At 36.4% G+C, this 24,352-nt stretch carries 26 protein-coding genes; 12 read left to right on the top strand and 14 right to left on the bottom strand.

Going from position 1 to position 24,352, the window contains the following annotated elements; translation table 11 throughout:
- Nucleotides 1-56 precede the first annotated feature (56 nt).
- Complete coding sequence (locus tag ABN763_RS07345) at nucleotides 57-725, top strand: DUF4271 domain-containing protein (protein ID WP_410484796.1); 669 nt, start codon at nucleotides 57-59, stop codon at nucleotides 723-725.
- Between the two features lie 15 nt (nucleotides 726-740).
- Complete coding sequence (locus ABN763_RS07340) at nucleotides 741-1,487, top strand: uroporphyrinogen-III synthase (RefSeq protein ID WP_410484795.1); 747 nt, start codon at nucleotides 741-743, stop codon at nucleotides 1,485-1,487.
- Between the two features lie 82 nt (nucleotides 1,488-1,569).
- Here the strand turns inward: ABN763_RS07340 and pckA are convergent, their stop codons facing one another.
- On the bottom strand, nucleotides 1,570-3,186 hold the full coding sequence (gene pckA, locus ABN763_RS07335; protein ID WP_410484794.1) for a phosphoenolpyruvate carboxykinase (ATP): 1,617 nt from the start codon (nucleotides 3,184-3,186) through the stop codon (nucleotides 1,570-1,572).
- 90 nt (nucleotides 3,187-3,276) lie between these two features.
- Nucleotides 3,277-3,675: a DUF423 domain-containing protein gene (locus ABN763_RS07330; protein WP_410484793.1), complete on the bottom strand. Its 399-nt coding sequence runs from the start codon at nucleotides 3,673-3,675 to the stop codon at nucleotides 3,277-3,279.
- 75 nt (nucleotides 3,676-3,750) lie between these two features.
- Between ABN763_RS07330 and ABN763_RS07325 the strand changes: the two genes are divergently transcribed.
- Nucleotides 3,751-5,115: a saccharopine dehydrogenase family protein gene (locus tag ABN763_RS07325; RefSeq protein ID WP_410484792.1), complete on the top strand. Its 1,365-nt coding sequence runs from the start codon at nucleotides 3,751-3,753 to the stop codon at nucleotides 5,113-5,115.
- Nucleotides 5,116-5,172: 57 nt separating this feature from the next.
- The gene (locus ABN763_RS07320; RefSeq protein WP_410484791.1) at nucleotides 5,173-5,643 is read left to right on the top strand and encodes an Lrp/AsnC ligand binding domain-containing protein; all 471 of its coding nucleotides are present in this window, start codon (nucleotides 5,173-5,175) and stop codon (nucleotides 5,641-5,643) included.
- A 165-nt stretch (nucleotides 5,644-5,808) separates the two neighbouring features.
- Here ABN763_RS07320 and ABN763_RS07315 read toward each other — a convergent pair whose 3' ends face one another.
- The 7 genes from ABN763_RS07315 to ABN763_RS07285 form a co-directional block, all read right to left on the bottom strand.
- A complete protein-coding gene (locus ABN763_RS07315) occupies nucleotides 5,809-6,501 on the bottom strand; it encodes a zinc metallopeptidase (protein ID WP_410484913.1) in 693 nt (230 codons plus the stop codon).
- Nucleotides 6,502-6,594: 93 nt separating this feature from the next.
- A complete protein-coding gene (locus ABN763_RS07310; protein ID WP_410484790.1) occupies nucleotides 6,595-7,068 on the bottom strand; it encodes a hypothetical protein in 474 nt (157 codons plus the stop codon).
- Nucleotides 7,069-7,330: 262 nt separating this feature from the next.
- Nucleotides 7,331-7,477 carry a hypothetical protein gene (locus ABN763_RS07305; RefSeq protein ID WP_410484789.1) on the bottom strand — a complete coding sequence of 49 codons (147 nt, stop codon included), beginning with the start codon at nucleotides 7,475-7,477 and terminating at the stop codon, nucleotides 7,331-7,333.
- Between the two features lie 316 nt (nucleotides 7,478-7,793).
- Complete coding sequence (gene ald / locus ABN763_RS07300) at nucleotides 7,794-8,897, bottom strand: alanine dehydrogenase (protein WP_410484788.1); 1,104 nt, start codon at nucleotides 8,895-8,897, stop codon at nucleotides 7,794-7,796.
- 279 nt (nucleotides 8,898-9,176) lie between these two features.
- Nucleotides 9,177-12,242 (bottom strand): leucine--tRNA ligase, encoded by a 3,066-nt coding sequence (locus tag ABN763_RS07295; RefSeq protein WP_410484787.1) that lies wholly within the window; start codon nucleotides 12,240-12,242, stop codon nucleotides 9,177-9,179.
- A 103-nt stretch (nucleotides 12,243-12,345) separates the two neighbouring features.
- Nucleotides 12,346-12,894 (bottom strand): porin family protein, encoded by a 549-nt coding sequence (locus ABN763_RS07290; RefSeq protein ID WP_410484786.1) that lies wholly within the window; start codon nucleotides 12,892-12,894, stop codon nucleotides 12,346-12,348.
- Between the two features lie 78 nt (nucleotides 12,895-12,972).
- The gene (locus tag ABN763_RS07285; protein WP_410484785.1) at nucleotides 12,973-13,902 is read right to left on the bottom strand and encodes a ketopantoate reductase family protein; all 930 of its coding nucleotides are present in this window, start codon (nucleotides 13,900-13,902) and stop codon (nucleotides 12,973-12,975) included.
- A gap of 78 nt (nucleotides 13,903-13,980) precedes the next feature.
- Between ABN763_RS07285 and ABN763_RS07280 the strand changes: the two genes are divergently transcribed.
- From ABN763_RS07280 to ABN763_RS07250, 7 genes are all read left to right on the top strand, one after another.
- Nucleotides 13,981-14,859: a cell division protein FtsX gene (locus tag ABN763_RS07280; RefSeq protein ID WP_410484784.1), complete on the top strand. Its 879-nt coding sequence runs from the start codon at nucleotides 13,981-13,983 to the stop codon at nucleotides 14,857-14,859.
- Nucleotides 14,859-15,236, top strand: a complete 378-nt coding sequence (locus ABN763_RS07275; RefSeq protein WP_410484783.1) for a hypothetical protein — start codon at nucleotides 14,859-14,861, stop codon at nucleotides 15,234-15,236. Before ABN763_RS07280 ends, ABN763_RS07275 begins: the two co-directional genes overlap by 1 nt.
- Nucleotides 15,233-15,496, top strand: a complete 264-nt coding sequence (locus ABN763_RS07270; protein ID WP_410484782.1) for a DUF3098 domain-containing protein — start codon at nucleotides 15,233-15,235, stop codon at nucleotides 15,494-15,496. Before ABN763_RS07275 ends, ABN763_RS07270 begins: the two co-directional genes overlap by 4 nt.
- 69 nt (nucleotides 15,497-15,565) lie before the next feature.
- Nucleotides 15,566-16,360, top strand: coding sequence for an undecaprenyl-diphosphate phosphatase (locus ABN763_RS07265; RefSeq protein ID WP_410484781.1), 795 nt, complete (start codon nucleotides 15,566-15,568; stop codon nucleotides 16,358-16,360).
- Nucleotides 16,361-16,369: 9 nt separating this feature from the next.
- Entirely contained in the window at nucleotides 16,370-17,062 is a 693-nt protein-coding gene (gene truB / locus ABN763_RS07260) for a tRNA pseudouridine(55) synthase TruB (protein ID WP_410484780.1), read from the top strand.
- Between the two features lie 72 nt (nucleotides 17,063-17,134).
- The gene (locus ABN763_RS07255; RefSeq protein ID WP_410484779.1) at nucleotides 17,135-18,094 is read left to right on the top strand and encodes a GNAT family N-acetyltransferase; all 960 of its coding nucleotides are present in this window, start codon (nucleotides 17,135-17,137) and stop codon (nucleotides 18,092-18,094) included.
- Nucleotides 18,095-18,274: 180 nt separating this feature from the next.
- On the top strand, nucleotides 18,275-19,009 hold the full coding sequence (locus ABN763_RS07250) for an energy transducer TonB (protein ID WP_410484778.1): 735 nt from the start codon (nucleotides 18,275-18,277) through the stop codon (nucleotides 19,007-19,009).
- Between the two features lie 4 nt (nucleotides 19,010-19,013).
- Here the strand turns inward: ABN763_RS07250 and ABN763_RS07245 are convergent, their stop codons facing one another.
- Nucleotides 19,014-19,619: a thioredoxin family protein gene (locus tag ABN763_RS07245; protein ID WP_410484777.1), complete on the bottom strand. Its 606-nt coding sequence runs from the start codon at nucleotides 19,617-19,619 to the stop codon at nucleotides 19,014-19,016.
- Nucleotides 19,620-19,698: 79 nt separating this feature from the next.
- On the opposite strand from ABN763_RS07245, the gene ABN763_RS07240 reads away from it, so the two are divergent.
- Nucleotides 19,699-20,271: a DNA-3-methyladenine glycosylase I gene (locus tag ABN763_RS07240; protein WP_410484776.1), complete on the top strand. Its 573-nt coding sequence runs from the start codon at nucleotides 19,699-19,701 to the stop codon at nucleotides 20,269-20,271.
- A gap of 12 nt (nucleotides 20,272-20,283) precedes the next feature.
- On the opposite strand, the gene ppk2 (ABN763_RS07235) is transcribed toward ABN763_RS07240, so the two are convergent.
- The 4 genes from ppk2 (ABN763_RS07235) to ABN763_RS07220 form a co-directional block, all read right to left on the bottom strand.
- Entirely contained in the window at nucleotides 20,284-21,126 is an 843-nt protein-coding gene (gene ppk2 / locus ABN763_RS07235; protein WP_410484775.1) for a polyphosphate kinase 2, read from the bottom strand.
- A 7-nt stretch (nucleotides 21,127-21,133) separates the two neighbouring features.
- Entirely contained in the window at nucleotides 21,134-21,982 is an 849-nt protein-coding gene (gene ppk2, locus ABN763_RS07230) for a polyphosphate kinase 2 (protein WP_410484774.1), read from the bottom strand.
- A 7-nt stretch (nucleotides 21,983-21,989) separates the two neighbouring features.
- On the bottom strand, nucleotides 21,990-22,622 hold the full coding sequence (gene aat, locus ABN763_RS07225) for a leucyl/phenylalanyl-tRNA--protein transferase (RefSeq protein ID WP_410484773.1): 633 nt from the start codon (nucleotides 22,620-22,622) through the stop codon (nucleotides 21,990-21,992).
- A gap of 249 nt (nucleotides 22,623-22,871) precedes the next feature.
- Nucleotides 22,872-24,242 (bottom strand): short-chain fatty acid transporter, encoded by a 1,371-nt coding sequence (locus ABN763_RS07220; RefSeq protein ID WP_410484772.1) that lies wholly within the window; start codon nucleotides 24,240-24,242, stop codon nucleotides 22,872-22,874.
- Nucleotides 24,243-24,352: the final 110 nt, after the last annotated feature.

The following is a 24,352-nucleotide window of genomic DNA, read 5'->3' as shown; positions in this document are numbered from 1 at the left end:
GCATGATCTTTATATGATTGCATTGAATTAACACAATAATAGTATTTTTACAGCCAATGGATACAGCTGTACTAAGGCACATAGAAACTAACGACTGGCTCACTATTTTATTGGTGATTGCTCTAATATTGGTAGTAGTGGCAAAAGCATTGTTTGAATCTCGTTTTGCCTATTTCACCTCTTTGTTTGCCAACAACAAGTACATTTCTATATATGGTAAGGAAAAAAGCTTGGTTCTAAATTGGTTCAATTTGTTACTATTTTCGGCTCAAGTAATTAGCCTTGCTATTTTCGTTTACCTTTCTTTTAACGCACTATCTAATTCGGCAGTTGTCACGGACTATTTATTCATAAAAATAATCTCTTATTTGGTGGTAATCATAGCATTTAAATATTTTTTAGAAAAAACAATTGCCGCGATCTTTGAAGTGGACACTCTTTTTGAAGCATATAATTTTCAAAAAATAAGCTATAGAAATCTGATTTGCTTATACTTAATTCCTATAAATGTATTGTTGATTTATTTTAGTTTTAGCAACAATACGTTATTATATGTAGTCATTAGCTTGTTTATCTTGGTAAATGTGGCTGTTCAACTAATTATTTTCAGAAAATATCAAAAGTTAATCATAGACAATCTGTTTTATTTTATTTTGTATCTTTGCGCACTTGAAATAGCACCCTATTTAGTTGTGTTAAAAGTGATTCACCTAAACGCAAATTAATACAGAAGATCGCTTATGAAAGTGAAAACCATTCTAGTTTCTCAACCAGAGCCTAAAGTAGAAAACTCTCCTTATTTACAGCTTATTGAGAAGCAGAAAGTAAAGATTGATTTTAGACCCTTTATTCATGTAGAAGGAGTTGATGCAAAGGAAGTAAGACAACAAAAAATCGACCTGAACAACTTCACTGCAATTATACTTACTAGTCGTAATGCAGTTGATCACTTTTTTAGAATCGCAGAAGAAATGCGATTTAAAGTGCCAGACACAATGAAATACTTCTGTCAGTCGGAAGCTGTTGCCTACTACCTTCAAAAATATGTAGTTTACCGTAAGCGTAAAATTTATGTCGGCAAACGCACTTTTCAGGATCTGTCAGTTATCATTAAAAAGTATAAAGACGAAACTTTTTTACTGCCAAGTTCTGATAAATTAAAGCCTATTGTTCCTGAAATTCTTGATGAGTTAAGCGTAGCTTGGACAAGAGCTACTTTATACAAAACAGTAATTAGTGATTTATCAGATTTAAGAAATGTATACTATGACATTTTAGTGTTTTTTAGTCCTTCTGGTATTCAATCACTTTTTGAAAATTTCCCTGATTTTGAACAAAATGATACGCGTATAGCTGTATTTGGAAATACCACAGTAAAGGAAGCTAACAACAAAGGCTTACGTATCGATATTCAAGCTCCGACACCAGAGACGCCATCAATGACAATGGCACTAGAAAAATATATTTCTCAGGCCAATAAAAAGTAACATATAGAGCAATTAAATTGCTTACATATAAAAAATCCCTGAAAATTAAACTCAGGGATTTTTTGTTGAACTTATGTTAGATTTAAAAAGCATATCGTTGGGGGCCTCCTCTTCGAATCTCTTCATTCGCATAGGACTCAAACTGCTTGAAATTTTCCCGAAAAGCATTCGATAAGGTAAAGGCCTTTTTATAATACGCATCATCATCATTCCATGTCGCTCTTGGGCTCAGTACTTCGGTAGGTACCCCAGGGCAAGATCGTGGTTGTGCTACACCAAAAACCGAATGAATATGGTAGTCATCATAATTATATAATCCTAAATCACCATTTAGCACGGCATTAATCATTGCTCGTGTATACTTCAGTTTAATTCGCGTTCCAACTCCGTAGGGGCCGCCTGTCCAACCAGTATTTACTAACCATACATTGACCCCCGCTTCTTTCATTTTTCTGCTTAACATCTCAGCGTATTCGGTTGGGTGAAGTGGCATGAATGGTGCTCCAAAACAAGCCGAGAATGATGGGATCGGTTCTTTAACACCCGCTTCTGTACCTGCAACTTTTGCTGTGTAGCCTGATATAAAATGATATGCAGCCTGACTAGGCGTTAGCTTAGAAATTGGAGGCAACACACCAAAAGCATCAGCTGTTAAGAAGAAAATATTTTTAGGATTGTTACCAATAGACGGTTTTTGAATATTTTCAATGTGATAAATAGGATAGCTTACTCTTGTATTTTGCGTAATGCTTGTGTCAGCAAAATCTACCGCGCCTTTATCATCAATAATTACATTTTCTAAAATTGCACCATGCTTTATCGCTTGATAAATTTCTGGTTCTTTTTCTGCTGATAAATCTATCACCTTAGCATAACATCCGCCTTCAAAATTAAATACGGTATTCTCGTTCGTCCAGCCATGCTCGTCATCTCCTATCAGTTTGCGATTGGGGTCTGCAGATAAGGTTGTTTTTCCAGTTCCTGACAAGCCGAAGAAAATAGCTGTATCTCCACCTTCTCCAACGTTTGCCGAACAATGCATTGGCAAGGTATTTTTAAATACAGGTAGTATAAAATTAAGTGCGGAAAAAATTCCCTTTTTAATCTCTCCTGTATATCCCGTGCCACCGATCAATGCTATTTTTCTTGCAAAATCAAGAATAGCAAAATTCGCTTGTCTCGTTTTATCGATGGCAGGATTGGCTAAGAAACCTGGAGCATTTACAACCAGCCACTCTTCCTCAAAAGTTTTCAACTCTTCTTCCGTTGGGCGCAAAAACATATTATAAGCAAACATGTTTGACCAAGGATATTCATTTACCACTCTAATATTAAGCTTGTAATTATCATCTGCACAAGCATAGCAGTCTCGTACAAATACTTCTTTATCTGCCAGATAATCTACAACCTTGTTATATAAGAGGTCGAAATCGTCACTTTCGAAAGGAATATTAATATCACCCCACCAGATTCTGTCTTTAGTAATATCATCTTTAACTATAAAACGATCTAATGGTGATCTTCCAGTGAACTTGCCTGTATTAACAGCTAACGCCCCTGAATCTACCTCGACGCCTTGTGCTTTTTCTATTGCGCTATCATGCAACTCGGCTGGACTTAGTTGGTAATTAACCCGCTCTGTTTTGATTCCATACTTTTTTAACGAAATCGATTTCGTTAATTCGGTGTTTGAAGCCATGAATTTGTGTGTTGTGTTGTTATGTTTTGTTTCTTTAAACGAAAAGGCAAAACTATAAATTATTTAGGCAGTACAGTCCTTTAAGTGTTATTATTTCGTCTTTATTTTGAGCACATTAACGAATAAAACTACCCAACCACTTATTAATAAAGTGCCTCCTAACGGAGTTATTAATGCTATAGACTTAAAATCAAATGAGGTAAGGTCGTTAGTTGCAAGGCCATAAATTGATCCCGAAAACAGAATAAGCCCAATAGTTACCAACACCCAAATAGTACTTTTGGTTCGAAAACTTATTGATCTAAGATTTGCAATAACTAGAAGAAATAACGCGTGATACATTTGATACTTTACGCCAGTTTCAAATGTTTGCAACTGATCCACATCAATTAGCTGTTTTAATCCGTGGGCTCCAAACGCGCCAATTAATACGGCAATTAAACCAAAAACTGCGGCTGTAGTTGCCAGCTTTTTTTCAACCTTATCCATTTTAAACATATATAAAATATAACATTTAGGTATATTTGTGTTACATATATAACATACTATTGTCACCACAAAGCTATGAGAAAAATTCTGGTAATTGGCGCTGGGAGATCAGCTTCCTCTTTAATTCAATACCTTTTAAACAAATCTGAAACAGAACAGCTTCATATTACCATCGCAGATGTGAATTTGAGAAACGCTCAGAAGCTTACTAAACGGCACTCAAATTCAACTGCTATCGAGCTTGATGTTTTTAATGATGAGAGAAGACAAAAGGCAATAAAAGATTGTGACATAGTAATTAGTATGCTGCCTGCACGTTTTCACATAGAAGTTGCTAAAGACTGTATTACTTATAAAAAACATATGGTTACTGCCTCCTATGTAAGTAACGAAATGCTAGCGCTAGATGATGATGCAAAACAACACAATCTGGTATTTATGAATGAGATTGGTCTCGATCCGGGTATTGATCACATGAGCGCAATGCAAATTATTGATCGTATTCGAGACGGAGGAGCAAAATTACTGCTGTTTGAGTCATTTGCAGGCGGACTTGTTGCGCCCGAAAGCGACAACAACTTATGGAACTACAAATTTACTTGGAATCCCAGAAATGTGGTTTTAGCCGGACATGGAGGTGCTGCAAAGTTTATTCAGGAAGGAAGCTATAAGTATATCCCATATCACAAAGTTTTCAGACGTACGGAATTTTTAGAGATTGAAGGATACGGACGCTTCGAAGCCTACGCCAACCGAGATTCTTTAAAATATAGAAGTGTGTACGGCCTTGATGATATACTTACCTTATATCGAGGCACCATGAGAAGAGTAGGCTTTAGTAAAGCTTGGAATATTTTTGTTCAGTTAGGTATGACCGATGACACTTATATTATGGAAGGTAGCGAAGATATGAGTTATCGTGATTTCGTCAACTCCTTTTTACCGTACAGCCTTACAGATAGCGTTGAGTTAAAGCTAAGACATTTGTTAAAAATAGATCAGGATGATATTTTTTGGTTGAAACTTGAAGAGCTAGACCTTTTTAATCCTGATAAAAAAATCGGTCTAAGCAATGCCACTCCTGCTCAAATGCTGCAAAAAATACTGATGGATAGTTGGACTCTTGAACCAGAGGACAAGGACATGATCGTAATGTATCATAAGTTTGGATATGAGCTTAACGGCAAGAAAAAACAAATTGATTCCAATCTTGTCGTTATTGGCGAAAAGAAGCCTTATACGGCGATGGCCAAAACTGTAGGCTTGCCGGTAGCAATGGCGGCAGTTCATATTCTGAATGGGACCATTAAAACTCCTGGTGTACAAATTCCTATTCACAAGGAAGTTTACAATCCTATTCTAAAAGCGCTACAAGACTATGGTATCATTTTTCATGAAAAACAAGTCCCCTATATAGGTTACAATCCTCAAAATAAGTAAGCACTAGTATTTCACTTTAAGAGCTTTTAGCTACATTTACTTTCAATTCTGTTGTAAATGAAGCTAAAAAATGAAATTATTCAAATAGACGGTATCGATAAAAAGATCCTTCGTTTTTTAATGGATGATGCCCGTAAACCCATTTTAGAAATCGCTAGACAGATAGGGATTTCGGGTGCAGCAATACATCAACGCTTAAGAAAGCTAGAATCCTCAGGATTAATTTCCGGCTCAAAATTCATCATCAATCCAAAGGCATTAGGATACAACACCATGGCTTTTATTGGTATTTTTTTAGATAAAGCGATGAGCAACCCCGATGCAGTCCGGCAGTTAAAACAGATTCCCGAGGTGCTAGAATGTCATTACACTACCGGAAACTGGTCCATTTTTATTAAAATACTGTGTAGGGACAATGAACACTTAATGAATTTATTGAACAAAGAAATTCAGACGATAAAAGGAGTACAGCGGACAGAGACCTTTATTAGCTTAAACCAACAAATTGAACGGCAGATTAAGGTGTAATATTCAACAAACAGTCTACAGTAAACAGCATAAAATACTTTTAGGTGCTACAAATAGAATCGATTAATATTAGTCCTTTACTATTCTAATGAATAACATAATTGTAATAAAAAACCACCAACATATTGATATGTTGGTGGTTTTAAAATTATCCTATAGTGGGTCTTAATCGCTTCCTAAAAAGCTAAGAGCTAAATATACTAGCGTAGCCAAAGACCCTAGCGCAGCTACCACATAAGTGCGAGCGGCCCATTTAAGGGAGTCTTTTGCTCCTGCCAACTCTTCACGACTCACCATGTTTTTTCGTTCTAGCCAAGCTAGTGCTCGATTACTAGCATCATATTCCACAGGCAGCGTAATAAAACTAAAAAGGGTCCCCATTGCAAACATTCCTAATCCTATCAGCAATACCATTTTACCAATTCCAACACTAGCGGCACTCATTAATATGATTCCGCCCATAATAGCGAACATTGAAAACTTCGACGCCACACCAACCACAGGTACTAATTGTGATCGCATCGTCAACCAACCATAAGCTTGAGCATGTTGTACGGCATGACCTACCTCATGAGCAGCTACAGCTGCCGCCGCAGCATTCCGCTGACTGTAAACAACATCACTTAAATTTACGGTCTTATTTCTAGGGTTATAATGATCAGTTAATTGGCCAGGTGTAGAAATCACCTTCACATCTGTAATTCCGTGGTCAGCCAACATTTTCTCTGCTATTTCAGCACCACTCATGCCATTTCGTAAATGAACCTTTGAGTAGTGTTTAAATTTCGATTTTAGGCGATTACTCACTAACATGCTGATTAAAGCAATCGCACCTACTAATATATAATACATCATAATGCCTTTAGTTTTTATTTAAAGATACTTATTAAAAAGCAAAAACCCCGCCAATGTAGCGAGGTTTTAATTTGGTGTCATTTTCGTGCAAATTTGTCAGTTTTGACAGTTTTGCACTCTAAACTTTCCTTCTATAAAGTTATCAGTATCAATCTCATGACTTAACGTACCCTGTACATGTTCATCATCAATACTATCGATAGTAACTGTGGTATTTTGTATTACCGTTCCGTTAGCAAGGTTTTCCCATAATATCACTTCAGCACCATCTACATCTCCGGTTTCATTTTTCGATTTGATCGTAATATGTGATTCGTTGGTCAGATTAAGGTCACTACACGAAAACTCAACTTCTGATAATACGATAATCAGTTGGTCATTTCCATTAATCAGGGCAAAACCATTCTCAGGCGTAAAATCATCTCCGCTGATCTTTCCTACAGGAATAAAATTATCAATAGTCATTAAATTCTCTTCTGCTAAATCAACCGATTCATCTTTAGAACACGATTGTAATAAGAAAAAAGCAAGGATTAAGATTGGAAGGGCAAGGGGAAATTTAGTTTTCATTTTGGTCATTAATATGTTCGTATATAAAACAGTTTAATAACCGAAAACCCTACCTTTTCAAGAATAATTTTTACATTATATTGATTTGATTATCAATAATTTACGATGTTTTTAAAAATAAAAAGACCTTGCTTTTGAGCAAGGTCTTTCAAAAATATTTTTACACTTTATTAAATTACTAAATACCCTCTAAAATTTGGCATCATAACTGTCATTTTAATAATCCTAAGCTAATAAATAAACATAATAAAAGTTGACTGCATTATTTGTTTATTGAAACTATGGCTAATTGGATTTCTGTATTTTCTATTTCAGTGTCAGATGACTCTAGGGCAATATTTGCAAGACTTAATACTAATGCAATTGCGAAATATATTAATCCTCTTTTAATTTGTTTTGTACGTCTCATGATTAAAAAGTTTGGGGTTACTTATATAACAACAATGTTCTAAAAAACCCTACCTAAAGTATGAATATTTTCACAATTAACCAATTGACATCCAATTTATTACATGTAATTTATTACACACAAAAACCCCGCTAGATAGCGAGGTTTTATTTTAATTTTTTTAGTCAATTTTTAGCCTATTGCAATAAGAATAAGTGTAGTGACTAGCGAGCAGTAGATTAATAACTTTTTCATGTTGTTCAGTTTTACAATTTGGGATTGTGTATATATAACAACCTAAAAACGAAATACCCTACCTCTTAATAAATCTAATTTCCTAATTATATATAGCGGTATCAAAAGTAAAGGCATCGGCTATCTCTTTATAAAGAACTTCGCCTTCAACAATATTTAACCCTTTGGCTAGTCCTCGATTAGCTTCACAAGCCTTCCTCCAACCATTATCCGACAGTTGAAGAACATATGGCAACGTTACGTTGGTAAGTGCCAAGGTAGAAGTATGAGGTACAGCACCTGGCATATTAGCTACACAGTAATGTACTACATCATCAATGATATATATGGGTTCTTCATGAGTTGTAGGCCTTGTGGTTTCAATGCAACCTCCTTGATCAACAGCAACGTCAACAATAACAGTGCCTGGTCTCATCTCTTTTAACATCTCTTTTGTTATCAAACTTGGCGCTTTAGCACCGGGAATCAGCACACCTCCAATAATTAAGTCATGAGTTTTAATATGCTTTCGAATATTAAATTCATTTGAAAACTCAGTTACTACATGACTTGGCATTACATCATTTACATAACGCAAGCGCTTCATATTTATATCCATTATAGTAACATGCGCACCTAGACCAGCAGCCATTTTTGCAGCTTGAATACCTACTGTACCTGCCCCTAGTACCAATACTTTTCCAGGAGGAACACCGGGCACACCACCAAGTAAAACTCCGCGTCCCTTTATTGGTTTCTCTAAATATTTTGCTCCTTGTTGTATGGCCATTCTACCAGCCACTTCGGACATTGGAATTAATAAAGGAAGACTTCCATCTTCATCTTCTACAGTCTCATAAGCTATACAAATTGCTTTCGCATGAAGCATCGCTAAGGTTAGTTGCTCACTACTGGCAAAGTGGAAATAGGTAAATAGTATTTGCCCTTCTTTAATCAAAGGGTACTCCTCTTCTATAGGTTCCTTAACTTTCACTATCATATCAGCAACCTGATAGACTGCATTTATGGTAGGAAGTATTTTAGCCCCTACAGATTCATAAATAGCGTCGGAAAAGCCACTACCTAGTCCGGCAGTAGTCTGCACAAAAACCTCGTGGCCTCTTTTGGTGAGCTCAAAAACACCAGCTGGTGTCATACCTACACGGCTCTCATTGTTCTTAATTTCTTTTGGGATTCCTATTTTCATACCTATTTTTTTTGACATCATTCAATGAAGTAACGAATATGAATTTTTATATGTTTATTTTTAAACATACTCGACAAAATAGGGGGTCAAATCGACAAAATAATAAATATAATAGCATAGACCCTATTTTATTAAGGGTATATTATCAATTTTGTGTTTATTTTGCTAATTTTACCCTATCAAATATAGAGTTTGACAATTTTATGGCTAATTCAAATTAAGCGTAAGAAAACCTCTTCAGAAAAGAAGAGGTTTTTTTCTTTCAGTTATAAAAAGATCTTACCCAACTATGTTAACGATCTTTCCCGGTACTACAATTACCTTCTTGGGTGTACGTCCTTGCAGTTGCTCTTGTGTTTTTTCATGGGCCATTACTGCAGCTTCAATATCTTCCTTACTCAAATCCAAAGAAAGATCCATCGTAAAGCGCATTTTACCATTAAATGAAATAGGATAGGTTTTACTATCTTCTACCAAGTGCTTTTCATCAAACTCAGGAAAAGAAGCCGTCGAAACGCTCTCACCATTCCCTAGAAGCGACCAGAGCTCTTCTGCGATATGAGGCGCATAGGGCGATATTAATATACATAAAGGCTCTAACACTGCCTTAGACTGACACTTTTGAGACGTTAATTTATTCACCGCAATCATAAAAGTGGAAACTGAGGTATTGAACGAAAAGTTCTCAATATCTTCTTCCACCTTTTTAATGGTTTTATGCAGTGTTTTTAAACTCTCTTTCGAAGGTTCGGAATCATTCACTTTTACGCCATTATCATCTGTATATAACTTCCACATTTTTTTAAGGAACGAATGTACTCCGGTTATACCGGCCGTATTCCAAGGTTTCGCTTGCTCTAACGGACCTAAAAACATTTCGTACATACGCAAGGTATCGGCACCGTAGCGCTCGCAAATATCATCTGGGTTGACGACATTGTATTTGGACTTGGACATTTTTTCGACTTCACGTCCCACAATTATATCCCCTGGTAGTGATGAAATAAAAGAATTACCTTTGAAGGTTTCCCCGCCATCTGGAAAAAAAAGAAAATTACTATAGCCAGGATTATTTGATAAAAATGAGGAAATATCTAACTTATTAGATGAATCTACTAATGATATGTCTACATGAATAGCGTCAAAATAGATTTTTTTTATTTGAGGTTTCATGTTATTGTTTAACTGTGAATAAACAACTTCATCTGAATGAATAAGACTAGCTTCAATCTCGTTACAAATTTTCAGTTTTAAAGCTGGAGATATACCTCCTGTTTCAATAGAATTTTTAAAATTAAGTGAAAAGAGATACGGCAGCCTTAATGTATTTGAATAAGGTTTCCTTTTAATCTCAACATCGTTTTGATCAAATTCCTGTAAAAAAGATTTTTCATAATTCACAGCTAGTCTATATATGAACGCACTACTGCCAGTTATCATTCCTTGGTTGATCAACTTCTTCGCATATTCATCAACAGGTAAATACCCGCGGTCAAATAGGAATTTTTGCCAGAAACGGGAATATAATAAGTGCCCTGTAGCGTGTTCGCTACCACCAATATATAGATCGACTTCCTTCCAATAATCAACCGCCTCTTTGCTAACAAAAGCCTCATCATTATGCGGATCCATATAGCGATTGAAGTAATATGAGCTTCCTGCCCAACCTGGCATGGTGTTGAGTTCTAAGGCAAAGACCGTTTTATTGTCGATTAGGTCATTACTTACAACCTTATTTTCTTTGGTATCCCAAGCCCACTCGGTAGCATTTCCTAAAGGTGGTTCTCCTGTTTCGGTTGGTAAGTATTTTTCCACTTGCGGCAATTCAATGGGTAAATGTTTTGCCTCAATCATTTGTGGCAAGCCATCTTTATAATACACCGGAAACGGCTCTCCCCAATAGCGCTGGCGTGAAAAAACAGCATCCCGCAATCGATAGTTAATCTTCCCTTTGCCTTGGCCGATTTTTTCTAATTCATCAATTGCTTTTCTAACAGCGTCTTTATATGACAAGCCATCTAGAAAATCAGAATTAGCGATAACAGTATTGTCTTTATCTGCAAATGCTTCTTCAGAAATATCAACGTCTTTAAAAATGTTGGGAATATCGATCCCAAAATACTTAGCAAAATCATAATCACGTTGGTCACCACATGGTACTGCCATTACGGCTCCTGTACCATAACCCGCCAACACATAATCCCCAATCCAAATTGGAATTAGTTTTTTAGAAAAAGGATGTTCAGCATAGGCTCCTGTAAATACCCCACTTATGGTTTTCACATCGGCCATACGTTCACGCTCACTTCGCTTTGCTGTAGCTTCTACATAGGCGTCAACGGCTTCTTTTTGTTCTGGTGTTGTTATTTTTGACACTAGCTCATGTTCCGGAGCTAAGGTCATAAACGACACACCAAAAATGGTATCGGGTCTGGTAGTAAAAACTGCTATTTGACTTTCATGATTTTTTATGTTGAATGAAACACTTGCACCTTCCGATCGTCCAATCCAATTGGTTTGAGAATCTTTAAGGGGTTGCGGCCAGTCTATTTTGCTTAACCCGTCCAACAAACGTTGCGCATACGCTGAAATACGCATGCTCCACTGAGTCATTTTTTTACGCACAACTGGATGGCCTCCTCGCTCTGAAACGCCATTGACAATCTCATCATTTGCCAGCACGGTACCCAATGCAGGGCACCAATTCACCTCGGTCTCCGCTAAATATGTCAATCTATATTTTAGAAGAATCCGTTGCTTTTCATCGTCAGAATAGGCATTCCATACATCAGCTGAGAACACCACAATATCTTCATCACATGCAGCATTTACACTTACATTTCCTTCTTTTTCAAATATTGAAGTAAGCTCTTCAATAGCTCTTGCCTTATCCTGATCATTATCATACCAGGAGTTAAAAAGCTGAATAAATATCCACTGTGTCCATTTATAATATTCCGGATTTGAAGTTCGAACTTCACGACTCCAATCAAACGAAAATCCAATTTTATCTAGCTGTTCGCGATAGCGTTTGATATTTGTTTCGGTGGTGATAGCAGGGTGCTGTCCGGTTTGGATGGCATACTGCTCAGCCGGTAAACCAAAACTATCATAACCCTGTGGGTGCAATACATTAAAACCTTTATGCCTTTTGTAACGGGCATAAATATCACTGGCGATATACCCCAGTGGGTGCCCCACATGCAGTCCAGCTCCCGAAGGATATGGAAACATATCTAAGACATAATACTTAGGTTTATCTGAATTATTGTCGGCATGAAAAGTCCCATTTTCTGCCCAATATTGTTGCCACTTGGCCTCGATCGTATTAAAGTGATATTGCACGGTAATTCTATTGTGTATCAGCCTGCAAAAATAAGCGGTTTCAATGACATTAACGCATAAAAAAGCGAAGACAATGCTTCGCTTTTTTTAGTTGTTCGTTTTTTTAAAATTGATAGCCGACAGACAGTTGAAAGACCGCATTTTTCACATCCGGATTTTCATCTATCGTAGTGAGCCCAGCTACGTACCTAACCTGAGTAAAAATACCAGAGTTTGTTTTATAACCAAAGCCCAAAGCTGCTGATACATCCATATTTTCAGCCACAGGATCCATGGTCGTACCATCGCCAAACTCAAATTCATCTTTTACCAAAAAAGAAACTTGAGGCCCTATTTCAACAGCAAATCCTTTAGCTACATAATACTTCGCTAACACCGGAACAGCGATGTAATTTAATTGTAAATCGACCTCATCACCCACTTTTCCGCCTTGCTCAGAGTACAACAATTCAGGCTGAACAGAAAACTTATCAGAAATACCAAGTTCTGCTGTTACTCCAATTAGTAAACCAGCTTGTGCATCATACTGATCCGCTCCCTGTATGTCTGCAAAATTAACCCCTGCTTTTATTCCAAAATCGAACTTTTTGTCTTGTGCTTTTATCCCAAAAGCAAGCAAGAACATTACTAAAATTAGTACTTGTTTTTTCATCTTAAGTTTTTGTTTATTTATTTGGCAGTGGTTAAACAAGCACTATGCCAAAAACAAAAACTGCCGCTATAAAGTGTACTAAGAGACACTTCTCGCCTTTATCTCCATTGGTAACAGACAGTAATAAATAAATGAATTAACTGGTGTTGGGATTCCCATGTTCTTTCCCTCTTTTACAATGTAGCCATTGAAATTTTCTAATTCTGATGGTTTGCCTTCCATTATATCTCGTTGCATAGAAGCGGTGGAGTGATATGCCTGCTTGTCGATCGCCACAAAAGTTCTCGTAATAGTTTCTTGATTGATGTTAATGCCTTTTGCATTAGCAATTTGCAAAATTTCATTCGCCGTTTGAAGCATCATATCTCTCAAATAATCATCTTCACGCATCGGTCCAATTTCCGACCGAGTTAATGCCCCAATGCCGCTAATAGTTGTGATGAATAAAAACTTAGTCCAGATAGCCATTTGAATATTATCAGGAACAATACAGTCAATTTCTGCTTGATCGAATAGGGATTTAATTTTTAAAACACGGTCGGTTTTTTCATTGTCCAGCTCTCCAAAAATAACTTGAGGGTGAAATGCAAAATGATTAATCACCCCTGGTGATTCAATCTTACTTATTATTCTGCATAGGCCAGCCAAGACCTGATTAGGTGTTAGCGACCTTAATAATTTATCGGCATTATCTGCTCCGTTTTGAAGTGGTATTACCACGGCTCCCTTTTTTAATAATGGTTTTAGCTGAATACCAATATCTTCTACTTGCCATGACTTTACTGCCAGAAAAATAACATCGGCTTGTTTTATTTCTTGAAGGTCTTCAGTTGCATTCACATTCGATATTGAAAAGTCTCCTTCTATGCTTTTAACATAAAGACCATTCTTTTTTATCGCCTCTAGATGTTTTCCTCTTGCAATAAAGGTAACATCGTAACCAGCCTTCGCTAACTTACCGCCAAAAAATCCGCCCACTCCACCAACTCCGTATACAACAATGTTCATAATATGTGGTTATTTATACAAAGCAAGATACTATTCATTTGCTTTTGTTAGTTAGATTTGTGTTGACAACAAGATTTCATGAGTTCATCGTACGATAAATATCAAAAACGACGCTTAATATCCTCTTATTTCTCAGTAATCATCAGTATATCACTGGTACTTTTTTTATTGGGGTTATTAGGATTGTTGGTACTCAATACCAAAAAAGTGGCCGATCATTTTAAAGAAAAGATTGCCCTATCAGTTTATTTAAAAGACAATGCGAAAGAGATCGAAGTAAACCGACTGCAAAAACGATTATCAATTGCAGATTATACTAAGTCTGTAACCTATATCTCAAAAGAGCAGGCAGCTGAGGAACAAAGCAAAAAAATTGGCGAGGATTTTTTAAGCTACCTAGGATACAATCCGTTACAAAACAGTATGGACGTATTTTTAAAAGCCGATTTCGTATCACCGGAGGCTTTAGAAGAAATTACAACAGACATTAGCTCAAAAAGTTTTGTAGATGAAGTAGTGTATGACAAACCCCTTATTGCATTACTAAATGATAATGTAAAACGTATTAGCTTTTGGGTTTTAGTAATTAGTGGGGTATTTACATTTATTGCCGTATTACTAATAAATAGTTCGATCAGACTATCGGTATATTCAAAACGATTTATCATTAAGACCATGCAAATGGTAGGAGCTACCAAAGGTTTTATAAGGAAGCCCTTTATTTGGAATAGCATCAAGCTTGGCATCATAGGAGCTTTTCTAGCGATAGCTGGTGTTGCTATGGTATTATACTACCTAAATAAAAGTTTCTTAGAGCTTAACTTGTTAAACGACACTTTATTAATTGTTGGTTTATTTGTGGGCATTTTACTTATGGGAATTATCATTACTTGGGTCAGCACCTTTTTTGCAACCCAGCGTTTTCTCAATCTTCGAACCGACCAGTTATATAGCTAATGAAGTACTTTTTCTGGACTTTTTCGATAACGTTATTCGTTATTTTTCTGGTACTTTTTTGGATTACCTTTCGACCCATAAAAAATGTAACCTCAGATGATGTTATGAAAGTCGAAGGCCTTGTAACCAACATATATCCAGGAAGTGGAAACGATATTTATTTTAAGCTAGAAAAAATAGAGCGCCCTTTTTATATTAATAGAGGAATGGAACTTGGTCTTTATTTAGACAGTCTTAACAATACTGTTTTAAATAAAAGGGTTATTTTGCACAGCATTAAAAGATGGACCCCTTTAACCACAAACAAGATGCACCCGCATATCTCGAAATTAACGGTTGATGGTGCCGTCATCTTTAATGAAATTGAAGATCAATGAGTAAAAAAACGACTAAAAAGTCTGAACAAGAACCCACCAAAGAATTTGTCTTTGGAAAAAGAAATTACATTTTCATGTTTATTGGGTTAGCTTGTATTGCCTTGGGTTTTATTCTAATGGCTGGTGGCGCTAGTGATGATCCCAATGTCTTCAACCCAGAGATTTATAGTACAAGACGTATTCGTGTAGCACCTACTTTGGTACTTATTGGTTTTGCGATAGAGATTTACGCGATTTTAACTTCGCCAAAGAAGAAATAATTAAACGCTTTCAAACCAGATATATCGCGTACTTTTAACCCAACAAAAATTCAAACATCTTTTTTCTGAATGGAAATTATCGATGCTATTATTTTAGGTATTATTCAAGGGCTTACTGAGTTTTTGCCTGTTTCATCAAGTGGGCATTTAGAATTAGGGAAAGCCATTTTAGGAGATGAATCTGTACCGGAGGAGAGCTTGCTGTTTACAGTAGTCATGCATTTTGCAACAGCCCTTAGCACTTTGGTCATTTTTAGAAAGGAAGTGTTTGAAATACTTCGGGGGTTGTTGCAGTTTAAATGGAATGAGGAAACGCAATTTTCGTTAAAAATCATTCTTTCGATGGTACCCGCAGTATTTTTAGGCTTGTTTTTTGAAGAACAATTAGAAGCTCTTTTTGGTGAAAACCTTCAACTTGTTGGTTTTATGTTATTAGTGACCGCCTTATTACTATTTTTGGCAGATCGTGCTAAGGACACCCAGAAAAGTGTAAGCTACCCAAATGCCTTTATTATAGGACTTTCTCAAGCAATTGCAATGCTACCGGGGATATCGAGATCAGGAGCCACCATTTCGACTTCCGTTTTATTGGGGATTGATAAAACACGAGCTGCGAAGTTTTCATTTTTAATGGTAGTTCCATTAATTTTTGGGAGCATTGCTAAAACGCTATTTGAAGGTAAAATAACTTTAGAAAGTGATCAGTTAATTCCGCTTTCAGCAGGTTTTATTGCAGCATTTGTTGCCGGTTTAATAGCATGTACATGGATGATTAGTTTAGTAAAGAAAAGCAAGCTAAGTTATTTTGCTATATACTGCCTTTTGGTTGGCGCGGCTGCCATTATCTATTCGTACTTTTCTTAATATTGTTTTATGCGACTAACTGCGGATGACTACCAAAACGGACAAATATTATTAATTGATAAGCCTCTTGAATGGTCTTCATTTCAAGCCGTTAACAAGATTAAGTGGACCTTAAAGAAAAAGCTTGGTTTAAAAAAAATAAAGGTAGGTCATGCTGGTACCTTAGACCCTCTTGCAACCGGATTACTGATTGTTTGTACGGGGAAATTCACAAAACGAATTCCTGATCTTCAAGGACAAGTAAAAGAATACACCGGAACGTTTCAGTTGGGCGCAACTAGACCAAGTTACGATTTGGAAACTGAAATTGATGCAACCTTTACTACCGATCATATTAGTGATGATCTTATTAAACAAAAAACAGCTCAGTTCATTGGTGAAGTAGATCAACAACCTCCTATCTTTTCAGCCATTAAAAAAGATGGCAAACGTCTTTACGAACATGCTAGAAAAGGCGAATCAGTAGAAATACCTACAAGAAAAGTTACCATTCACGAATTCGAAATTACTTCCATTAATGAGATGGAAGTGACATTTAGAGTAGTTTGTAGTAAAGGTACCTATATACGCTCTTTAGCTCATGATTTCGGTAAGGTGTTAGGATCAGGGGCCTACTTGTCTTCACTTAGACGCACTAAAATCGGAAGTTATGTTGTAGAAAATGGCATTTCTCCCAATGATTTTGCAAAACAATACGAGTAATCTGCAAAACAATTTGTTTAAACTACTAATTTGTTTTAAATTTACGTAAGCACTTACGTAAATTGCGTCATAATGAAAGAATTTTATACCAAGACGGGCAAAATGGCTATCGGCACTCGCCTGCGTTTATTAAGTGAATATTTAACCGACCAATCTGCTAAAGTATTTAAATCATACGATACCGATATGAAACCTAAATGGTTTCCGGTATTCTTTACTATATCGCAAGAAACAGCCTTACCTATTACTATCATCGCGCATCAAATAGGGCAATCACACCCGTCTGTTAGTGGCATCGTAAAAGAACTGCTAAAAGCCGGTTTAGTAGAAGAACATAAGGACAAAACAGATGGCCGTAAAAACCTAATCACATTAAGTAAAAAAGGGCTTGCGCTACAACAAAAACTTGAATATACATATGAGGATGTCGGAAGTGCAATCGAGAAGATCACAGCTCACTCCACTCATCAATTATGGCAGGCTCTAGAAGAATTTGAATATTTACTAGAGCAAAAATCACTGTTGCAACGAGTCTTTGACGAGCGCAAAAAAAGAGAGGCTGCTAACGTAACAATAGTACCATTTGAAGATAAATATCACGTTCATTTTAAAAGGCTTAATCAAGAATGGATTGATAAATACTTCATCATGGAAGATGCTGATCATAACTCTTTAGATAATGCACAAGAATACATTATTAACCGGGGTGGTGATATTATAATGGCCCTGCATAATGACGAAGTAGTTGGTACTTGTGCCTTAATCAAAACAGACAATGAAGAATATCAATATGAATTAGCTAAAATGGCGGTATCACCAAAAGCGCAAGGTCTAGGTATTGGTTGGATTTTAGGTAAGGAGGTTGTTAAAATCGCAAAAAGTAAAGGAGCAAAGAACATATATTTAGAGAGTAATACCATTCTTACCCCTGCTATCACTTTATATAGAAAATTGGGTTTTAAAAAAATCACAGGCATCCCCTCTCCCTATGAACGTAGCAATATTCAAATGGTCTTAGACCTAAATACATAAGGTTTTGACATAATATGTCAGTTTTTGATTCGTTACCAATACCTGACTTATTGATGAACCTTAGAGATGCGGTAATACCGCATCTTTTTATTTAATTAAGTAGGGTATATTTCTTCGAAATCGTTTTATAGGTAAATACCGTATATACTAAACCAAGAAAAAATATGTTATTTTTAAATAATGCAACTCAATAGAAAGCATAAGGCCTCCATCATTACCGTATTAATCGCCATGAATCTTTTAATGTTGGTATTTAACCTCAGTCTTACAGGTGAACCGACTACCATGGCTGAAACTTTTATTGAACTTCCGGTTGCAGATGAAGAAACCCTAGAAGAGCTTGAAAAACAGATTGAAGAATTAAAGCAACAAGATTTCAAGAAAATTGAAAGTCATGACGCTATTAATGAAAACCAAAAGTTTATTAAGGAGTTTCAAGAAACAAAAAGTTTAGAAGAGCTACGTGCAGAAGCAGCAGCACAGCGTGAAGCTGAAGAAGCAGAAGCCTCGGAAGGCGATTTGAATTCTGCTATTGCAGGTAACGAAAAAAGCTTAGCCGAAAAAGAAGAAGAAAAGAAATCATCAAACGGAGATGATAGTAAAAAAGATCTTGCACAAAACTTTACCACAAGCCGCAACAGTACCGTATCTTTTTCATTAATCGATAGAGAACCTGTGTATCGTATTCCAAACCCAACCTACACTTGCATATCAGGTGGTAAAGTGGTTATTAATATTACTGTGAACAAATTTGGTGATGTCATTGACGCTTCTCATAACCAAAGAGCATCTTCTACTAACAATGGTTGTTTAGTTGATAACGCCCTTAGGTATGCTCAAAAGGCCAAATTCAACAATAGCAACAAAGCCCAGCAGATTGGTACAATCACCTACGTTTTTCAACCAAAAAGCTAGAAAATTATTTCAATAATTCAAGTAGGTCCTTAATCGTATCCTGACCTTTATCCTTATTGTACCAAACTTGCAAATCTTGTTTAAATTCTGGAGTTAAAGCACCATTAACATCCTTAAAATCGTTTACCATTTTGGTGGCATTGGTCGGCCGTGGCCCCCAAGTACCAACTACTTTTTCGGTATTATTATCAATGGCTATAAGTTTAGGAATAGAGCGCCCTCCATTGGTAAGGTACTGATCCATAAGATCAAGGTTCTCATCACGAAGTACTACTTTTAAATCGATTTTTTCTGTTAACGCTGCCAACTTATCCATCGCGGGCATTGTTTGCGCAGCATCGCCACACCAGCTTTCAGTAAGTACTAACCAAGTAAGATTCCCCTTAAAGTTGGTAACCTTTTGCTTTGTTTCTTCACTTAGTTTAATAGTCTTTGCCAACCTTTTCATACGCCTATCATTTAACGTACTGTAATTTAATAAGGCCTCCGTCTGTTCTGGTCCGGTCGATTTACCTTCAGCAACCAGATTGGTAACTAATTCTCTATATGCATTGTAGCTAATAGCTTTTTCTAATGCTTTTGTTAAGGGTGATTGTATAATTGTTTCCATATTTTTCAAATCTATTAAATGCATCTTTCATAAAAAGTGACATTTATTACCTTAGTGTGATTTTTATAAAAACCTTACAATGGAAAAACATCGCTGCGGTTGGTGTGTTGGAGACGACCTTTATGAAGCGTATCACGATCTTGAATGGGGAGTACCTGTTTATGATGATGACCAGTTGTTTGAATTCCTAATTTTAGAAACTTTTCAGGCAGGTTTAAGTTGGATTACCATTTTAAGAAAACGCGAAAACTTTAGAAAAGCCCTCGATTTTTTTGATTATAAGAAGATCGCACGATATGATGAGGGCAAGTATGAAGAATTGATGAGCAATGCTGGAATTATTCGTAACAAGCTAAAAATACGGGCGACTATTTCTAATGCACAAGCTTTTTTGAAAGTGCAGGAAGAGTATGGTAGTTTTTCTAAATATATATGGGGTTTTGTAGATCATAAACCCATTCAAAATAACTTAAAACACTACAAAGATGCACCCGCTAAAACCGAATTATCAGACACCATTAGTAAAGGCCTAAAAAAAAGAGGCTTTAAGTTTGTAGGTAGCACAGTCATATATGCATTTATGCAGGCAATAGGTATGGTTAACGACCATGAAGTGGGTTGCTTTAGATATAAAGAGGTGCAAAAATTGTGAGAAGTTTTTTCCTTAAATGATATTAGGTTCATTTCGGGCTTCTTCCGTGGTCGTAATTACAATTTCCTGAGGATTTAACAAAGCCTCATTTTTTGGAGTGTACGGAATAATATTTAACAGCTTTTCTATTACTTCTAGTCTTGCTTTCCCTTTCTTATTTGCTTTGATGATAATCCATGGAGCGATTTTAGTATCAGTCTTTTTAAACATTCGTTTTTTATACTCAGTATATACATCCCATAGTTCTTGCGCCTTAGCATCGACATCACTATACTTCCATTTTTTTAATGGATCTTGTTGAATATCTTCAAAACGCTTTGCCTGTTCATCTTTTGAAATAGAGAAATAAAACTTTATCAATATAGTGCCAGACTCAATAATCATCTTCTCAAAAGGATTGATCTGCCCCATAAAAATTTGATACTCTTCTTCCGTACAAAAACCGTTAACAGGTTCGACTACAGCTCGATTGTACCAACTTCTATCGAAAAATACGATTTCTCCTTCTTTTGGCAGTTGATTTACGTAGCGTTGAAAATACCACTGCCCCTTTTCTTCTTCAGTAGGTTTTGGTAAGGCAACTACCCTAAATTCTCGTGGATTGATATGCTCAGTAATCCTTCTTATGGCACCACCTTTACCCGCGGCATCTCGACCTTCAAACAAGACTACAACCTTTTTGTTATTGGTTGTTACCCATTGCTGTAGTTTGATTAATTCTTCCTGTAGTTTTTCTAACCGGAGCTCGTAATTTACATTACGCAAGGTTTTTCCGATACTAAGCTCATCGTTAGAAAATAACTGTCGTAAACCCCGTTTGGTGTTTAATTTTTCTATATCTGATAACGCACTCATAAACGGCTTAATCTATATGGTTTAATCTTCTATAATAACGGCTAACAATGTTGGGGTCACAAAACAATGTAGCTCCTGAGTTTCCTTTTCCATCATATTCAAACTGTGACAGCACATAGCGCATACTCTCCAACCGGGCTTTCTTTTTATTATTTGTTTTAACAACAATCCATGGACTAAATGTGGTATGCGTGTTGCTAAACATTTGTTCTTTATAATAGGTGTAATCATCCCATTTTTTTTGCCCTTCTTGATCTACAGGGCTAAATTTCCATCGTTTTAAAGGATTTTCAAGTCGGCTTTGAAATCGTTTCTCTTGTTCATCCTTAGAAATGGAAAACCAAAATTTTATTAAGATCAAACCATCTTCATGCAACATATGCTCGAACTCGGGTACCTGAGACAAAAACGTGTGATATTGATCTGTAGTGCAAAAACCCATTACAGGCTCAACTACCGCACGATTATACCAACTTCTATCAAAGAAAACTATCTCTCCCGGGTTTGGCAGTTCTTTCATATACCTGCGAAAATACCATTGCCCCTTTTCTGTATCTGTAGGCTTGTTCAAAGCTACCACGCGCATCGATCTTGGATTTAAATGTTCTTTAAACCTTCTTATTGCTCCCCCTTTTCCTGCCGCATCTCTTCCCTCAAAAATTATACATACCCTTTTTTTATTTGCTGCTACCCATTGTTGCAATGAAACTAGCTCCGCTTGTAGGCGTTTTAGTTCTTCTTCATAGGCAAGATTAGACTTCAAGTTTTTGAGTATTTTAATCTCTCCTTTCTCTTCTAATCGCTGTGCCAGCATTTCACGGGTAGTACACTCTTGAAAATCAGTTAGTGTAAGCATAGTTTGGTTATTTTAAATAGGTTAAAAACTTAGCACGCGGAATTTCTTCTGCGCCTAAACTTTTTAAATGATCAGTATAAACTTGACAGTCTATTAACTCTTTCTGTTCTTTTTTACATTTTTCAACGAGGTGTACAAACGCAATTTTGGAAGCATCACTTACCGAATGAAACATACTCTCACCACTAAAAACTTTTTTCATACTAACACCATATAGCCCTCCGACCATTTCTCCTTCTAGCCAAACCTCAACTGATTCAGCAATGCCCATTTGGTGTAACGTTTCATAAGCTTCAATCATTCCTTCGGTTATCCAAGAACCGTCTTGACCCTTACGTTTGGCATCGGCACATTTTCTAATAACTTCCCCAAATGCTTCATTATGGGTAATCTCAAAAGAATGCGTTCTCATTTTTTTTTGCAAACTCTTCGAGATTTTTAAAGAATCAGGATACAGTACCATACGTGGGTCTGGGCTCCACCACAACAAAAAATCGTCATTTTCTGACCAAGGAAAAATCCCATTTTTATAGGCGAGTAACAGCCTTTCTACACTAAGGTCCCCTCCGATAGCAACGACCCCTTCTGCTGAAGAAGTTGTCACTGGAGGAAACTCCAACTTATTCGTCAGATAAAACATATATTCTTAAAAATAGCAATTAAAAGAAAGATAAGAAATTATCTCTTTTTAATATAGATGATTACCATATTAATAAGCTAACCGTTGTTTTAACATAATCAAACCCGATAAATCTTTGATTTTTAGAGAATTTTCCCCACATTTGAAAATGATCTTCGTATTCTCTTTCTTTTCATCATTGCTTTTGAGTTAGTTTTGAAGATCATTAAATCAATATATCGCTCTCCGATTTTTCGGGGAGCTTTTTGATTATAAGAGCAATAAGCCCAGCAGATAGATAGTACCACCTACAAGCATTAGTATTAGCGTATAAGGAAGAATTTCTTTTGCTTTCAATTTGGTAATTCCCAATAACGGAAGTGCCCAAAAAGGTTGCAACATATTCGTAATCTGATCGCCATAGGCCAATGCCATTATTGCTTTTGGTAATGGAACATTCAAACTCAGTGCCGACTCTACAACAATGGGTCCCTGAATGGCCCACTGTCCACCTCCGCTTGGCACAAAAATATTTACCAGTCCAGCGCTAAAAAAGCTTACTATTGGCAAGGTGTCTTCTGTAGCAATACTAACGAAAAAGTCAGATATGCCTGAAACCATTCCGGTGCTTTTCATAATTCCCATAATCCCGAAATATAATGGAAACTGAATAAGAATACCTGAAGTACCTTGAATTGCCTCATTTAGTGCTTTCAAGAAATTTGTAAAACTACCGTGCAACACAATAGCTAAACCAAACATAAAAAAGTTAAGCATATTGGGAGTAATGGTAAATTCCGTCAGGCTTTTGCTGTATTGATATGAAAATGCTAATAATATCAATATTCCGAAAAACCAAGCCAAGTACTTTGAACTGTCTAATTTCTCTGCCCCATCTGCTTTTGCATTAGTAGTATCAAAATTGTATGGGTTTAATTGAAGTGGTGTCGCTGTTGTTTTTTCTGAAACAACCCTAAGAACCAGTGGCACGATAATTAAAACAGCGCCGAAGATCAACAAATTCCACCAACTAAAAATTGTTTGATCCGTACTTATAAGTTCAGGAATCATTCCTGCGATGTCTTTGTCTTCAATGGTATTAATAAATCCCTTAAGATGGCCTTTTTCAGCAACCTTAAGCGGTGCAGAACCTGATATACCCCCGTGCCACACCATTAAACCAGAATAACCCGCAGCCCCCAATAGTGGATAGTTAATTGGGATGTTATTTTGCTGCGCATACTCTGCTACTTTTCTAGCTAATATCGCCCCAAAAATCAACCCTAATCCCCAATTAAAAAAAGCCACCAGCATAGTAGTAATACAAACCATCACTACGGCACTTTTACCGTTTGTTACTAAGGTTGTGATTGCCAGAATCACCTTGTTCATTGGCTTGCTCAATACAAGAATATGGCCAAGTACCAGTATTAACATCATTTGGTACCCAAATACGAGTAAATCAGTATTCCATATCCCTTTCTCCCATTCTGATAAAATGAATAGCATCTTGTTACCCTCTACATCCGGTGTAAAGAAAAAAGCCAACATCATTGTCAACAATGTTAGTAACACCGCGATAGTGAAGGGAGATGGCATAAAGCGTTTAAAGGCCGATGTAATAGCTTGGGTGATATTCATTAATTTTAATTTGATGTCAATTTATAAAAGAAAAGGCAATACCATATCAACCAAAGTTTGATTCAAATATATTTGTTCATTTTTAATGTAAAGTCCTTGTCAATTCAGCA

This window comes from Spongiivirga sp. MCCC 1A20706 (assembly GCF_046524175.1).
GTDB lineage: Bacteria > Bacteroidota > Bacteroidia > Flavobacteriales > Flavobacteriaceae > Spongiivirga.
This window is presented reverse-complemented; position numbering and strand designations above follow the sequence as displayed.